Source organism: Marinimicrobium agarilyticum DSM 16975 (genome assembly GCF_000423345.1).
Classification (GTDB): domain Bacteria; phylum Pseudomonadota; class Gammaproteobacteria; order Pseudomonadales; family Cellvibrionaceae; genus Marinimicrobium; species Marinimicrobium agarilyticum.
This window is the reverse complement of record NZ_AUHU01000011.1, coordinates 63,398-77,196: the sequence shown is the minus strand read 5'-3', so window position 1 is coordinate 77,196 and position 13,799 is coordinate 63,398. Positions and strand designations below refer to the sequence as shown.

The window sequence follows — 13,799 nt, the reverse complement described above, 5'->3', positions numbered from 1 at the left end:
AAAGTGTGCTCTCTTAATGCGCCTGTCACTTCGCTACAAAGTCTTTTTTGTTATTTTGCTGGCCAATGGGCTGTTGGCGGGCGCCATGCTGTATGCCAACAACCGGGCTTTCAATACCAGCTTCGATGCCTACTTGAGCCAGGTCCAATCCCGGCGCCTGGCGCCATTGCTCGACGCCCTGGCGGACGAATATCAGCGCCAGGGAGGCTGGCAGTGGGTCAACAACCGGCCGGAGCGGTGGCAGGAGCTGAATGAACGCTTTCTCTCACCGCGCCACGGCCGGGATCACCACCCCCCGCGCCGCGATTCACGCCGGCCCTTCCCCATTTTCCAACTCCAGGACGCCCGGGGCGAACTGCTTTGGGGCCGTCCACGGCCCGACAGTCGCACCACCTGGCTGCCCATTGAGGTCAGCGGCGAAAAAGTGGGCGCCCTCGGGTTGCCCGCCAACTTGCGCCTGACCGAGGAATTCGACCAGGTCTTTGCCCTTGAGCAGCGCCGGCACTTCCTCTGGATTGCGGCCATCGCTCTGCTATTGAGCGGCCTGATCGCCATTCCCTTCGCCCACGCACTGGTCAAACCCATCGCCCGGCTTCGCAACGCGACCCGGGAGCTGGCCGATGGTCACTTCGATCTGCGCCTGCCCCGTCGCGGCTCGGACGAGCTCAGCGACCTGGCCCACGACTTCAACCGGTTGGGGCAGCGGCTCAAGATGAACCTGGACGCCCGGCAGCGCTGGATCGCCGATATTTCCCACGAGCTGCGCACCCCCGTGGCGGTACTTCAGGCAGAGTTGGAGGCGTTACAGGACGGGATTACCGAACCCGGCCCGGCCACGCTGGCATCGCTTCACCAGGAGATTCGTCGCCTGGGAGACCTGATTGACGATTTACACGAACTGTCGCTGTCCGATGCCGGAGCGCTCAGCTATCAGATGGCGCCGGTGGATCTGGGTGAGCTGATCGACATGGTCTGTCAGCAAAGTCGCTCCAGCTTGCGCCAGGCCCACCTGACGCTCGACTGGGAACGTCCGTCCACGTCTTTATGGGTGGAGGGCGACGCCAAAAGACTGACCCAGTTACTGACCAACCTGATGCAGAACAGTTTGCACTACACCGCCGGCTCAGAGACGGCACCGGGGTTGCTCAGGGTGGAACTGGCTCAGGCATCCCCGGGAGTCTGTCTTCGCTGGTCCGACTCTGCACCCGGTGTGCCCGAGGAAGACCTGCCCCGCCTGTTTGACCGCCTGTACCGCGGCGAGCACTCCCGCAGCCGCGCCACCGGTGGCTCCGGTCTGGGGCTGGCCATTGCCCGCAATGTGGTGGAAGCCCACGGGGGGACGATTGAAGCCAGTGCCTCAGTGCTGGGCGGTTTGACGATCACGGTGACGCTGTTCTCTGAGCCATCCACGCCCGCTTGCCCCTCACCGGAGAATAGCCAATGACCCGTATCCTGGTGGTCGAGGACGAAATCAAACTCGCCACGGTCCTGCAACAGTACCTTGTGCGCGAAGGGTATGAGACCCACATTTGCCATCGGGGCGACGAAGCCGAACAGTGGCTGGAACAACACAAGCCCGACCTGGTGCTGCTCGACCTGATGCTCCCCGGCGTGGATGGACTGACCCTTTGTCGGCAGCTACGCCAGCGCTCCGGGGTACCCATCATCATGACCACAGCCAGAGTGGAGGAGGTCGACCGTCTGGTGGGGCTGGAGCTCGGGGCGGACGACTACATCTGCAAGCCCTATAGCCCCCGCGAAGTGGTGGCCCGGGTTAAAGCGGTGCTCAGGCGGGCCGCACCCCCTGCGGTGGCAGCGGCGGAGGAGCTGCAGCGACAGGGCAACCGGGTCTCTCTGGGGGAAGCTAGTGTTGAGCTGACAGCGGTGGAAATGCGGCTGTTGGACACCCTGATGGATCGACCCGGTCACATCTTCTCCCGGGACCGGCTGATGGATGACATTTACCCCGATCGGCGCCTGGTCAGCGACCGCACCATCGACAGCCACATCAAGAACTTGCGCCGAAAGCTACATGAGCTGGCGCCCGAAAAAGAGTTTGTCCGCTCCGTGTACGGGGCGGGCTACAAGTATGAATAAATCCTCATTGCCTCCCCATTTCCTGCGATTTTGGGGCGCATGATCAACAGTGACGAAGGGCAAACGCCCCTCGACTGTGAACCAAGAGGATACACACCATGATCAGATCCCGACTGCTGACCGCCGCGCTGCTGAGCGCACTGATGACCTCTCCGGCCTGGGCCGGAGACAGTACCGGTGAACACCGGGGGCAACGCCTGGACTACATCTTCACCCAGATGGCGCTGACCGATGAACAGCGGACTCAGACGCTGGATGTACTGAAAACACTGATGGAAGAACGTCGCACTGACATGCAGGCCCGCCGGCAAAGCGGCGAGGGGCGCCCCAGCCGAGAGCAAATGCAGGCTCTACGCGAACAACATCGTGCAGAGCTGGCGGACCGGCTGAACGCCGTTATGACCGAAGCTCAGACCAGTGCGTTCATCACCTATCTGGACGCGCACCAGCCGCGCCATCATCGCGGCATGAGGAAACACCACCACGAGCAACGCGACCCGTTCGCCGAGACCTCTGAGGGCGACAAAGAGTAAACCCACCGCGGCAACACCTGATGACACGGCCGTCCGGCTCACCGGGCGGCCGTCGTGGCGTCGAGCCAAGCGTCACGTGCGCCCACCGCCGGCACTGTGCTATATTCTGACCATCCCACGCGTGACGCGTTAGGGCACCTCCTATAACAACAACAGCGGTCGGCTGATTCGGCCGGGGATTGTCGGTGTATGAAAGACGAAAAACCCACCTCCTTTGATATCGCCTACCGGGCGGGGGTGTCCCAATCCACGGTCTCGCGCGCCCTGCGCGACAGTCCTCTGGTAAATGAAGCCACCCGCAAACGCATTCAGGCCATTGCCCGTGAACTGAAGTACAAAGTCGATAAAAACGCGCGCAATCTCCGCTCCAAGCAGACCCGCACCATCGCTTTGTTGCTGTGTGAGGATCAGGGTATAGGGGACTCGATGATCAACCCCTTCTTCCTGTCCATGCTGGGCAGCATTACCCGGGCCTGCGCCAACCGGCAGTTTGACCTGCTGGTGTCCTTCCAGCAGATGAGTGACGATTGGCATGCAGATTTTGAGGATGCGCACCGCGCCGATGGCATTATTTTTCTCGGCTATGGCGACTACGTCACCTACGTGGAAAAACTGATTCACCTGAACACCGTGGGCGCGCACTACATTACCTTCGGCCCCGTACTGCCCGGCCAGCCGGGCATGTCCATCGGTTGCGACAATTACAATGGCGCCTACAAAGCGACCCGTCACCTTCTGCGTTTGGGGCGCCGACGTATCGCGTTTATTGGAGAGGCAAGTGAACACGCCCCCGAATTCAAGCGTCGGTATGAGGGTTATGCACGGGCGCTGGAGGAGTTTGGTATTGATGCAGACCCGGCGCTGCAGGTTCCGGCCGAGACGTCGGAATTTGAAGGCCGCGCCGGAATAGAGACCTTACTGGCGCGGGGCGCGAAGTTTGATGCGGTGTTCGGGGCCAGCGACCTGATCGCGATTGGCGCCATTCAGGGGCTTGAAGCGGCGGGGATGACGGTTCCTGCGGATGTGGCCGTGGTGGGTTTTGATGATATTCCAGCGGCGTCCTATACCCATCCGCCATTAACGACCGTGCAACAAAATACCAAGTTGGCGGGGGAGCTTCTGGTCGACAACCTTCTGAAAATGATTGAGGGGGAAAAGCCCGAATCCTTCCTGTTACCGACGGACTTGATAGTGCGGGGATCCTGCGGGGCGAGCATGCAATAATGTGTCGGGTGGCGGCCCTTCGGGCCTTACCCGACCTACGCGTGATTCAGGCATTGCTTAAAACGTAGGTTAGGTAAGCCCCCGAAGGGGGCGCCACCTAACAAACCACTCTCAAAACGCCTGCAATTTATCCAACCGCCGCGCCAACGCCTCGTTATTCACCACTCCATCGAACAACAACACCCGCACCCCATTTTCTGGCACACCCAGCGTCAGCGACGTATCGACGTCATAGCGTTCACCGGTATGAGCGTCGTACCACTCACCGCTATTCAACCAGCGATCGACCGTCAAGCTCGCTTCATCGTCGCCCTTGTTCAACAACACCAGTGCCGTCTGGGCCTGGTGGTCATCCTGATAGACCCGCAAGAAAGACGCTGTTTGCCCGTCAAATTCAAGGTTGGCCTGAAGCCCTTTCTGCAAAGCGACCGAGTCCTGGCGGATATGGGCTATCTGCTTCAGGTTCTTTGCAATCTCGCTGTTGCGGGCCTTCGCAATCCCGCTCTCGCCAAAGAAATTGCGGTTGCCTTCGTGTTCTTTCGTGCCCGGCATAAACCCGATTTCCGAGCCATAGTAAATTGACGGAATACCGCGCGCGGTGAACAACCAGTTATTGGCGTTGATATAAGCCTTGGTGTCGCCATCCATACGTCGAATGTCGTGGTTTTCGTAGAAGGACACCAGTTCATAAGGGTTATGGTAGGGACTGTTCTCCAGGTGCAGATAGCTCAGAATTTCAGCGTAATCACTTTGGGGGTTTTCAAACACTTTGGTCAACGTCTTCTGGGCGGGGAAATCCAACACGCTGACACCGCCGTGCTCGGGTAATGTGTGCTGCCCGAGAAATTCAGCGTCGAACACAAAGCTTTCGCCAAACATGAAGAAGTCTGGATGCTCCGCTCGAATACGATCGGTAAACGCCTTCCAGAACGCGTGGGGTTTGTGCCTCAGGGTATCGATTCGAAACGCGGCCGCGCCCTGCTCAATCCACTGCAGGTAAGCATCCACCACGTAATCCATCACTCGCGGATTGGCATCGTCAAACTTGCCCAGTTGTGCCAGGTCTTTCTCACGCTCATAGAATGCGTGCAAGGGGTTGTTGGGGTTCAACTCCTCCGGTGGCAGGTTTTCATGGTCCGCCACCAGCTCTCCATTGGGACCATAGACCTCGCCGAACATGGGCTGATCTTCCGGCATGGAATAGGACGGCGAGCTGTGATTCGCAACAATATCGAGCACAACCTTCATATCGTGCTCCTCGCGCAGTCGACGGGTCAAATCCGCAAAGGTGAGGCCCTGGGACTCCCAGTGCTCATCAACCTGATAGAAGTTTGTACCCCAATACCCGTGAAAACCGGTTTTGCCACCGTCGCCCGGCTGAGCAAAGCCGACCGGATCACCGCCACTGAATGCCTGATTGGGGTTATCCACAATCGGAGAAATCCACAACGCCGTCACACCCAGGTCCGCGAGATAATCGGCATTGTCGAGAATGCCTTTAAAATCGCCACCCATATACCCTACATTGGCCTCTTTGCCATCCGGGCCTTTCATCGGACGGTCGAAGGTGGGAAATTCGCCGCCCTGGTTTCCATGGTTGTTACTCGGGTCCCCATCGACAAAGCGGTCCGTCAACAAAAAATAAATGGCCTCCTCCGCGAACGCCTCCTGAGTACCGTAGTAGTGGGCCCGGGTGGACGAATCGGGTTGGGAGGCACAGGCGGTCAGTAATAGCGCACTACCCGCGATAGCAAGACGTTGATTCGTTAAATTCATACTTCGGCCCCTTCGTCGTTAACCAGGAGAGTGGCCGCCGCCGCGACCAGAAAGGAAGCTCCGCCCGCAACCAGAACATAGATCGCCTCTCCACCAAAAAGCTCGTTGAGAATAACCCCGAGTAAACTGCCGGCAATAATCTGGGGTATTACGATAAAGAAATTGAATATGCCCATGTAAACGCCCATTTTGTGCGCTGGCAGGGAACAAGACAGAATCGCGTAGGGCATTGACAGGATCGACGCCCAAGCGAACCCAACGCCCACCATGGACACCAGCAACCACACTGGGTCGCGAATAACGATAAACGAGATCAGGCCGGCCGCGCCCAGACACAGGTTGATCATGTGTGCGCCCTTGCGTCCGGCTTTGCGCGCCAGCCAGGGAATCACAATGGCCGCCAGCGCCGCGAAACCGTTATAAGCCCCAAAAAGGACCCCAACCCAGTCGGCACCGTCGTTGTAAAGCTCGGAGGTGGTATCGAGCGTGCCGTAATGAAAGCTGGTGACGGCACTGGTGGCGTAAATCCACAGAGAAAACAATGCAAACCACGAGAAGAACTGCACCACGGCCAATTGCGCCATGGTTTTCGGCATATGGAACAGGTCGTGCGCGACCTGATACACACCATTACGGGTTTTGCCCTGTTTGAGAAAAAATCCAGCGATCAGCTGCAAGAGGCCCACGCCTCCCAACAGAAGGGCCAGCACCACTATTTCCTTGTCAAGCTCGAACGCGACCACAGAAGCCGCTACCAGTGCGGCCACCAGTACAAAACCACCCCCCCATAAGAGGTAGGACGACACGCTTCGGTTTTCCCGCTCAGGGCCCGCTTCCCGGCGCTGGGTTTCCTGAAATCGCTCAAACGCCGCAAGCTGTTCGGGACTGTACTCTTTGGTAGTGAACACGGTCCAAAGCACGGCGAGTAGCAGCACCGCGCCGCCGATCCAGAACGAGTAAACCACCGACGCCGGAATGACACCCGCCTCGGCGGTATTGCTCACGCCCAACCAGTTGGTCATGATCCATGGCATAAAGGAGGCGACAATCGCCCCCACGCCAATAAAGAAGCTCTGCATGGCAAAGCCTTTAGTGCGTTGTTTATCGGGCAACATATCGCCCACAAACGCACGAAAAGGTTCCATGGAAATATTGATGGACGCATCGAGAATCCACAACATGCCCGCCGCAACCCAGAGGCTGGGCGAGTGTGGCATATACAACAACGCCAGGCTGGCCAGAACCGCGCCCACCAGAAAATAAGGACGACGGCGTCCCAGCCGGTTCCAGGTGTTGTCGCTCAGGTAACCGATAATGGGTTGTACCAGAAGACCGGTAATCGGCGCGGCCAACCAAAGAAACGCCAGGTCATCAATGGGGGCACCGAGTGTCTGAAAAATACGGCTGACATTGGCATTCTGAAGCGCAAAGCCGAACTGGATTCCAAGGAATCCAAAGCTCATGTTCCAGATCTGCCAGAAACTGAGTTGCGGTTTTTGAGTCATTGAAGTCACTTTTTATCAATTATGCGATGCACCATAGCTTAGCACGCCAGGGGCGCGCTCGCGTCGGTTGGGGCGATCGTTCAAATTAAGGAAACGCGCGCTTCCGGGCAATAGCCTGCATACGTATTCATGGCAATTGGCACGGGGAAAAGCGCCTTTTGGGCATGCGCTCACTTATGCATACGTATGTAGCGTATTGCCGCCCCTTCCCGCGCTAACGTATATTGGTTTTAACGTGAATAGTGTCCGTTTGCACTGCAATCGGGCAACGTAAAACGACGACAATAAAGTTTCAGGGCTGTTTCGCTATGACTTCAATCGACATCAACCACGCGCTGCCAAAGGGTTCTGGCGCAGCAACGACTGCTGCGGAGGTGCGCAATGCAGACTAACCCCTGGTGGCGCGGCGCCGTCATTTATCAGGTCTACCCCCGAAGTCTGATGGACAGCAATGCCGACGGTATCGGTGACCTTCCCGGCATCATAGCCCGACTGGACTACATTGCCAGCCTGGGCGTCGATGCCATCTGGATTTCGCCCTTTTTCAAATCGCCCATGAAAGACTTCGGCTACGACATCAGCGACTATCGCGATATCGACCCTATCTTCGGGACGCTCGAGGATTTTGATCGCCTGATCGAACAGGCGCATGCCAAGGGCATCAAGATCATTATTGATCAGGTGTTGAGCCACACCTCCGATCAACACGCCTGGTTTGAGGAAAGCCGTCAGAGCCGAGACAACGCCAAAGCTGACTGGTACGTCTGGGCCGACCCACGGGAAGATGGCACCCCTCCGAACAATTGGCTGTCCATCTTCGGAGGTTGCGCCTGGGAGTGGGAACCCCGCCGCGAGCAGTATTATCTGCATAATTTTCTGAAGAGCCAACCTGACCTGAACTTCCACAACCCCTCCGTGCGGTCGGAAATACTGGAGGAGGTTGAGTTCTGGTTGCAACGGGGCGTTGACGGTCTTCGCCTGGACGCCATCAGCTTCTGCTTTCACGATCAGCAACTGCGGGACAACCCCGCCAAACCCAGAGCCGAGCGCAAAGGCCGCGGGTTCAGCGAAGACAACCCCTACGCTTATCAATACCATTATTACAACAATGACCGGCCGGAAAACCTGCAGTTTCTGGAATCATTGCGCGCCCTTATGGATCGCTACCCGGGGTCTGTGACATTGGGTGAAATATCCACCGAAGATTCGCTCGCCACCATGGCCGAGTACACCAAGGGCAACGACCGACTGCATATGACCTACAGTTTCGAGCTGTTGGTCGATCGTTTCTCAACAGATTACATCCGGGACACCGTTGAAACACTGGAGGACCGGCTGAGTGAGGGCTGGCCCTGCTGGGCCATCGGCAACCATGATGTCTCCCGCGTCATGTCCCGTTGGGGCGGCACGGAACAGCCCGACGCCCTGGCCAAGCTTTTCAATGCCATGCTGCTGTCACTCCGGGGCAGTGTGTGCATTTATCAGGGCGAAGAACTGGGCCTACCCGAGGCGGACATCCAGAAGCACGAGCTCCAGGATCCCTACGGCATTGCCTTCTGGCCTCGTTTCAAAGGACGTGACGGTTGCCGTACCCCCATGCCCTGGAAAGCGGACCATCCAAACGCCGGTTTCTCAACCGCAAGCAGCACCTGGCTGCCCGTTCCAGAGGCGCACTACCCCAAGGCGGTTGAGGTTCAGGACGACGACCCGGCATCCATTCTCAATGCTTACCGGCGCTTTATGGCCTGGCGGAAAGATCAGCCGGCGCTACGAAGTGGTGATATCCAGTTTCTGGATGCCCCAGAGGGGGTTATGCTGCTTACCCGGCGTCATCCAGAACAGGCACTTCTGGTCGCAATGAATTTTACCAATGAGCCGGTTACCGCCGATATCGGATCATTTGCTCTTGATCAGGTATTGGAAGGGCACGGGTTTGAAGGAGCCCTTCGGAAGGGACAACACGTCATTCTACCACCCTATGGCGCGGCGTTCCTTGGTTTGAAAAACTGAGTCAATTCCGCTTCACAACCAGGTCGCTGAATGCAGCTTGGACATCGATTAAACCGCCGACTACTTTTAAAGTAGCGGCGGTTTTTCATTAGTGCGGCGATTAAATCGGATAATTGCGCAGAGAAACGGATTCGCTTTGCATACGTATTCAACCCATAAATCCTGCCTTGGCGCCTTTGAATACGTATGCAATGAATTGCCCACCCCACCCCTATGGGATAGCCTGATTTTTAGCAGTTTTACCCATAATAACCGATGAAAGGGGATGTTAGATGATGAACACCAAAAAGCTCGTTCTACCTTACGTGATCGGCTGTGTTACCGCTGGCCTGTCGACCGCGGTTCTGGCCCAGACCGACGCTCCGGCCACTCCCGCCGCTGGCGCGCTTGAAGAGGTCGTGGTCACCGGTATCCGCCGCAGTTTGATCAACTCCATCGCGATCAAAGAAAATTCTTCCTCAATCGTAGAAGCGATTTCTCCGGAAGATATCGGCAAGCTACCCGACACCAGTATTGCCGAGTCCCTGGCCCGTCTGCCCGGTGTCGCTGGCGAGCGTAAAAACGGCCGCACCAGCGGTATCTCTGTTCGCGGCTTCAATGAAAACTACGTCGCCACCACCATGAACGGCCGAGAGCTGCTGGGCATTGGCAACAATCGCGGCGTAGAGTACGACCTTTACCCCTCCGAAATTGTCTCCGGCGCTGTGGTATATAAAACGCCGGACGCCTCTTTGATGAATCAGGGTCTCGGCGGCATCGTTGATCTGCGCACCTTGCGGCCGCTGGAAAGCGATCGAATCATCAGCATCAACGGCAACTACGAGATGAATGGCCTAGAGTCCGGCAATCCGGACTACGATGACACCGGCCATCGCCTCTCCTTTACTTACTCCGATGCCTTTGCATCAGACACCTTCGGCCTGGCGTTGACGCTCGCCACCATGGAATCCCCGAGCCAGGAAGAACAGATCCGAGTATGGGGTTATCCCGAGACCGCTGAGGGCAATGCCATTTTTGGTGGGCATGATACCTTTGTCCGATCCGCCCTGATGGAGCGGGATACCGTGTCCACGGTGTTCCAATTCGAACCCAACGAAGACCTGACCATTACCGCCGATGCACTGTACATCGATTTCGTGGAGTCAAAAGTATTCCGCGGCTTTGAAGAAGGCGGCCCAATTTGGAGCGGTTCCAACTTCGATGTCGGTCAGGTTCAAGACGGTCTGGTCACTTCCGGTGAATTCGACGGTTTCCACTCCGTCATTCGCAACGACGGTGAAGTTAAGGACGGCGACCTGTCCACATTCGGCATCAACGTCGAGTACCGCCTGAGCGATGCCTGGACCATGGAAGTCGACGCCGCGACCAGTGAATCCAGCAAAGACCTGATCAATATGGAGAGCTATTCCGGCGTCGGGCGTGCGCAAACCGATACTCAAGGCGACCCCGCTGCGCGCTCCTGGGAAATGGTTTCTTCAACCGGCATCCGGTTTGGCGAGCATTCCAGCATCGACATGCCTGACTATACCGATCCGGATGTCATTCGGTTGGCCGGACCGCAGGCCTGGGGCGGCGCTATTGCCCAGCGCGTAGGCGGTAAGCAAAACGCTCAGGACGGCTTCGTCAACAACCCCACTTTCGAAGAAGAGCTGGATACCTTCCGCGTCGACTTTACCGGTGATCTCGATCTCGGCATCGTCACTGGCGTCGAGATGGGTTTGAACTACTCGGATCGCACCAAATCCAAGGTCAACTTCGGCGCTTATTTGATCGCACCCGGTTTCGACCCCGACCTCCCTGCCAATGAGCAGGGCGATGTTGCGGTACCGCAAGAGTACATTGTCGGCACCTCGAACCTGGGTTTCGCCGGTCTCGGAAGCATGCTGGCCTACGATGGGGTAGCGTTGTACCGCAGCGGTTTCTACGACTCCCTGGATGCCAGCCAGTTTGAAACTGACCGACTGGGTGACACCTATTCAGTGAGCGAAGAAGTGCTGACGGCCTACGCCATGGCCAATTTTGAGACCGGCATCCTGACCGGTAATATCGGCCTTCAGATCGTCGATACCGACCAGAGCGCGACCGGCTTTGATACAGTTTCCCAGGAAGACGATAACGGCGTTGTCAGTGTCGTACCGACGCCGACCTCCGGCGGGGCGGATTATGTGAAGGTACTTCCAAGCCTGAACATGAACTTCCAACTGACGGAAAACCAGATCGTTCGCTTCGCGACCTCCAAAACCATGTCTCGCGCCCGTATGGACGATATGCGCCCGAACAACACCATCGGCTTTACCTTCGATGACGGGCGTCGCACCAGCGCCGATCCGGAATTCAGTGCCTGGAGCGGCCGTACTGGTAACCCCGAGCTGCGTCCGATTGAAGCCATTCAGACCGACCTGTCGTACGAATACTACTTTGCCAACGACGGCTATGTAGCGGCTTCCTGGTTCTACAAGGATCTGCTGAACTGGCACCTGGATACCGAAGTGATCGGAGACTTCTCGCAGTACATCATCCCCGGCTATCACGATATCGGCATTGATGAACTGGTGTCGACCCAGGGACCAGTTTCCTCCACGGCCCAGCTCGGCAAAGGCAAAGTGGAAGGTATCGAACTTCAGGGTAGCTTGCCGTTCTACACCTTCAGCGACTTGCTCGACGGCTTTGGTCTGATCGCCAGTGCGACCTTCCTCGAAGGCGAGATCGTGAACGACGAGGGAGAACTTCAGCGAGTTCCGGGGCTGTCCGAGGAATCCTACGGGTTGACGTTCTTCTACGAGAAGAACGGCTTTGAATTCCGGGTGAGCGGACGCAAGCGTGACGAATTCCTGACCGAAGACCTCGGACTCAGCCTCGCACTGGTCGAAACAACGAGCCAGGGCGCTGAGCTGTGGGATGCGCAAATCGGTTATGACTTCGGCGCCGGCGGTTTTGATTCCCTCGACGGCCTGACAGTCACTCTGCAAGCCCAGAACCTGACAGACGAAGAGACCATCAACGCCGACGAGAACGATCCCCGGCAGGTATCCACTTACCAGCACTTCGGTGCAAACTACATGCTCGGTGTGAACTACAAGTTCTAAATCCGTCGCGTAAGGAAGGCCCCTGCTATAGTTTTCCCTGTAGCAGGGGCTTTTTTTTGGCTGGAGAAATAACGTGAATGCACCCATTCAAAAGGTGGTCATCGCCGGCGGGGGTTCTTCCGGCTGGATGGCAGCCGCCGTTCTGTCTCGGTTCTTTGGAAAGCAGGTTTCCATCACGCTGGTGGAGTCCAGCGCGATTGGCACCATTGGCGTGGGTGAGGCCACTATCCCGCCCATCAAAACGTTCAACGACGTACTCGGCATCAATGAAAGTGACTTCCTCAAACAGACCCGAGGAACGATCAAGCTCGGTATTGAATTCGAGAATTGGGGGAAAGAAGGCGACCGTTATATGCACGCCTTCGGAGAAGTCGGGCGCAACCTCGGCATCGCCAGTTTTCAGCACTATTGGCGCCGGGCCAAACAGTCCGGCGTCGGGGGCGACTTCTGGGACTACTCGCTCAACTATCAGGCCGCCAAGCACGGAAAGTTCACCCCCCTGCCCCTGATCCCGCAAACCAAGCTGCCCGGGCTCAACCATGCCTACCATATCGACGCCGGCCTCTACGCTCAAATGCTGAGGGGGTACAGTGAGGAACGGGGAGTCAAGCGAATTGATGCGACGATCCAGCACGTCCTTCGGAATGAAGAAAAGGGCGACGTGAAAGGCCTACAGCTGGACAACGGTACGATCGTCGCCGGCGACCTGTTTATTGATTGCACTGGCTTTCGCGCCTTGCTGATCGGCGAGACGCTCGGCGTTGACTACGAAGACTGGTCGCACTGGCTGCCCTGCGACCGGGCAGTGGCTGTTCCCAGCGAACGCGCCGACACGATAGCGCCCTACACCCGATCAATCGCACACGAAGGCGGGTGGCAATGGCGCATCCCCCTCCAGCACCGGACCGGCAACGGTCTTGTCTATAGTCACCGCCACCTTAGCGAGGACGAAGCCTGCCACAAACTTCTGTCCAATCTGGATACGGCACCGTTGGATGAGCCACGCCCCATTCGCTTCACCACAGGCCGGCGGCGCCAGCAGTGGTCCCAGAACGTGGTGTCCCTGGGGCTGTCCAGCGGCTTTCTCGAGCCACTGGAGTCTACCAGCCTCCATCTCGTACAGCAGGGCCTGACCCGCCTGATCAAGCTGTTCCCGCACCAGCGTATTCAGCCCAGTGACATCGAGGAGTACAACCGGCAGTCGACACTTGAGTTTGAGCAAATCCGGGATTTCATCATTCTGCACTATCACCTGAACGAGAAGAAAGACAGTCCGTTCTGGAGCGAATGCCGCGAGTCGCCCAAGCCCGAGTCCCTGTTACGCCGCATTGAATTATTTGCCGGCTCCGGCCGGGTTTTCCGCGAACAGGACGAGCTTTTCAGTGAGACCGCCTGGGAGCAAGTCATGCTCGGCCAAGGCATAACGCCCGAGGACTTTCATCCGCTGGCAAACAACCTGTCTGATGACGAACTCAAGGAGTTCCTCGCCTCCTGGAAACGCATCGTGGATAAAACCGTGGTGCAACTACCCAACCATGACGATTTTCTCAAACCTTTTCAGTAAGAGT

At 57.5% G+C, this 13,799-nt stretch carries 9 protein-coding genes; 7 read left to right on the top strand and 2 right to left on the bottom strand.

All coding sequences use genetic code 11. The features are described 5' to 3' along the window. The first annotated feature begins 16 nt into the window (after positions 1-16). The 4 genes from G547_RS0112225 to G547_RS0112210 all read left to right on the top strand — a co-directional run bounded on the left by G547_RS0112225 (position 17) and on the right by G547_RS0112210 (position 3,854). Positions 17-1,444, top strand: a complete 1,428-nt coding sequence (locus G547_RS0112225) for an ATP-binding protein (protein WP_027330105.1) — start codon at positions 17-19, stop codon at positions 1,442-1,444. Beyond that, on the top strand, positions 1,441-2,097 hold the full coding sequence (locus G547_RS0112220) for a response regulator (RefSeq protein ID WP_027330104.1): 657 nt from the start codon (positions 1,441-1,443) through the stop codon (positions 2,095-2,097). The genes G547_RS0112225 and G547_RS0112220 overlap by 4 nt, the downstream gene beginning before the upstream one ends. 98 nt (positions 2,098-2,195) lie before the next feature. Continuing rightward, complete coding sequence (locus G547_RS0112215) at positions 2,196-2,630, top strand: hypothetical protein (protein WP_027330103.1); 435 nt, start codon at positions 2,196-2,198, stop codon at positions 2,628-2,630. Positions 2,631-2,819: 189 nt separating this feature from the next. Continuing rightward, on the top strand, positions 2,820-3,854 hold the full coding sequence (locus G547_RS0112210) for a LacI family DNA-binding transcriptional regulator (protein WP_027330102.1): 1,035 nt from the start codon (positions 2,820-2,822) through the stop codon (positions 3,852-3,854). Positions 3,855-3,965: 111 nt separating this feature from the next. Here the strand turns inward: G547_RS0112210 and G547_RS0112205 are convergent, their stop codons facing one another. Both G547_RS0112205 and G547_RS0112200 read right to left on the bottom strand, forming a co-directional pair. Continuing rightward, on the bottom strand, positions 3,966-5,630 hold the full coding sequence (locus G547_RS0112205) for an alpha-amylase family glycosyl hydrolase (protein WP_027330101.1): 1,665 nt from the start codon (positions 5,628-5,630) through the stop codon (positions 3,966-3,968). Next, entirely contained in the window at positions 5,627-7,135 is a 1,509-nt protein-coding gene (locus G547_RS0112200) for an MFS transporter (RefSeq protein ID WP_027330100.1), read from the bottom strand. Before G547_RS0112200 ends, G547_RS0112205 begins: the two co-directional genes overlap by 4 nt. Positions 7,136-7,516: 381 nt before the next feature. Between G547_RS0112200 and G547_RS0112195 the strand changes: the two genes are divergently transcribed. The 3 genes from G547_RS0112195 (at position 7,517) to G547_RS0112185 (ending at position 13,795) form a co-directional block, all read left to right on the top strand. Then, the gene (locus G547_RS0112195) at positions 7,517-9,145 is read left to right on the top strand and encodes an alpha-glucosidase family protein (protein ID WP_027330099.1); all 1,629 of its coding nucleotides are present in this window, start codon (positions 7,517-7,519) and stop codon (positions 9,143-9,145) included. A gap of 272 nt (positions 9,146-9,417) precedes the next feature. Beyond that, a complete protein-coding gene (locus G547_RS0112190; protein WP_027330098.1) occupies positions 9,418-12,231 on the top strand; it encodes a TonB-dependent receptor in 2,814 nt (937 codons plus the stop codon). Positions 12,232-12,304: 73 nt separating this feature from the next. Beyond that, positions 12,305-13,795: a tryptophan halogenase family protein gene (locus tag G547_RS0112185; RefSeq protein WP_027330097.1), complete on the top strand. Its 1,491-nt coding sequence runs from the start codon at positions 12,305-12,307 to the stop codon at positions 13,793-13,795. The last annotated feature ends 4 nt before the right edge of the window (positions 13,796-13,799 follow it).

What these genes read in the sequence shown, in the direction of transcription:
- G547_RS0112215 (WP_027330103.1), top strand. Translation starts at nt 2,196, where the DNA reads ATGATCAGATCCCGACTGCTGACCGCCGCGCTGCTGAGCGCACTGATG.
- G547_RS0112220 (WP_027330104.1), top strand. Translation starts at nt 1,441, where the DNA reads ATGACCCGTATCCTGGTGGTCGAGGACGAAATCAAACTCGCCACGGTC.
- G547_RS0112205 (WP_027330101.1), bottom strand. Translation starts at nt 5,630, where the DNA reads ATGAATTTAACGAATCAACGTCTTGCTATCGCGGGTAGTGCGCTATTA.
- G547_RS0112190 (WP_027330098.1), top strand. Translation starts at nt 9,418, where the DNA reads ATGATGAACACCAAAAAGCTCGTTCTACCTTACGTGATCGGCTGTGTT.
- G547_RS0112225 (WP_027330105.1), top strand. Translation starts at nt 17, where the DNA reads ATGCGCCTGTCACTTCGCTACAAAGTCTTTTTTGTTATTTTGCTGGCC.
- G547_RS0112200 (WP_027330100.1), bottom strand. Translation starts at nt 7,135, where the DNA reads ATGACTCAAAAACCGCAACTCAGTTTCTGGCAGATCTGGAACATGAGC.
- G547_RS0112210 (WP_027330102.1), top strand. Translation starts at nt 2,820, where the DNA reads ATGAAAGACGAAAAACCCACCTCCTTTGATATCGCCTACCGGGCGGGG.
- G547_RS0112195 (WP_027330099.1), top strand. Translation starts at nt 7,517, where the DNA reads ATGCAGACTAACCCCTGGTGGCGCGGCGCCGTCATTTATCAGGTCTAC.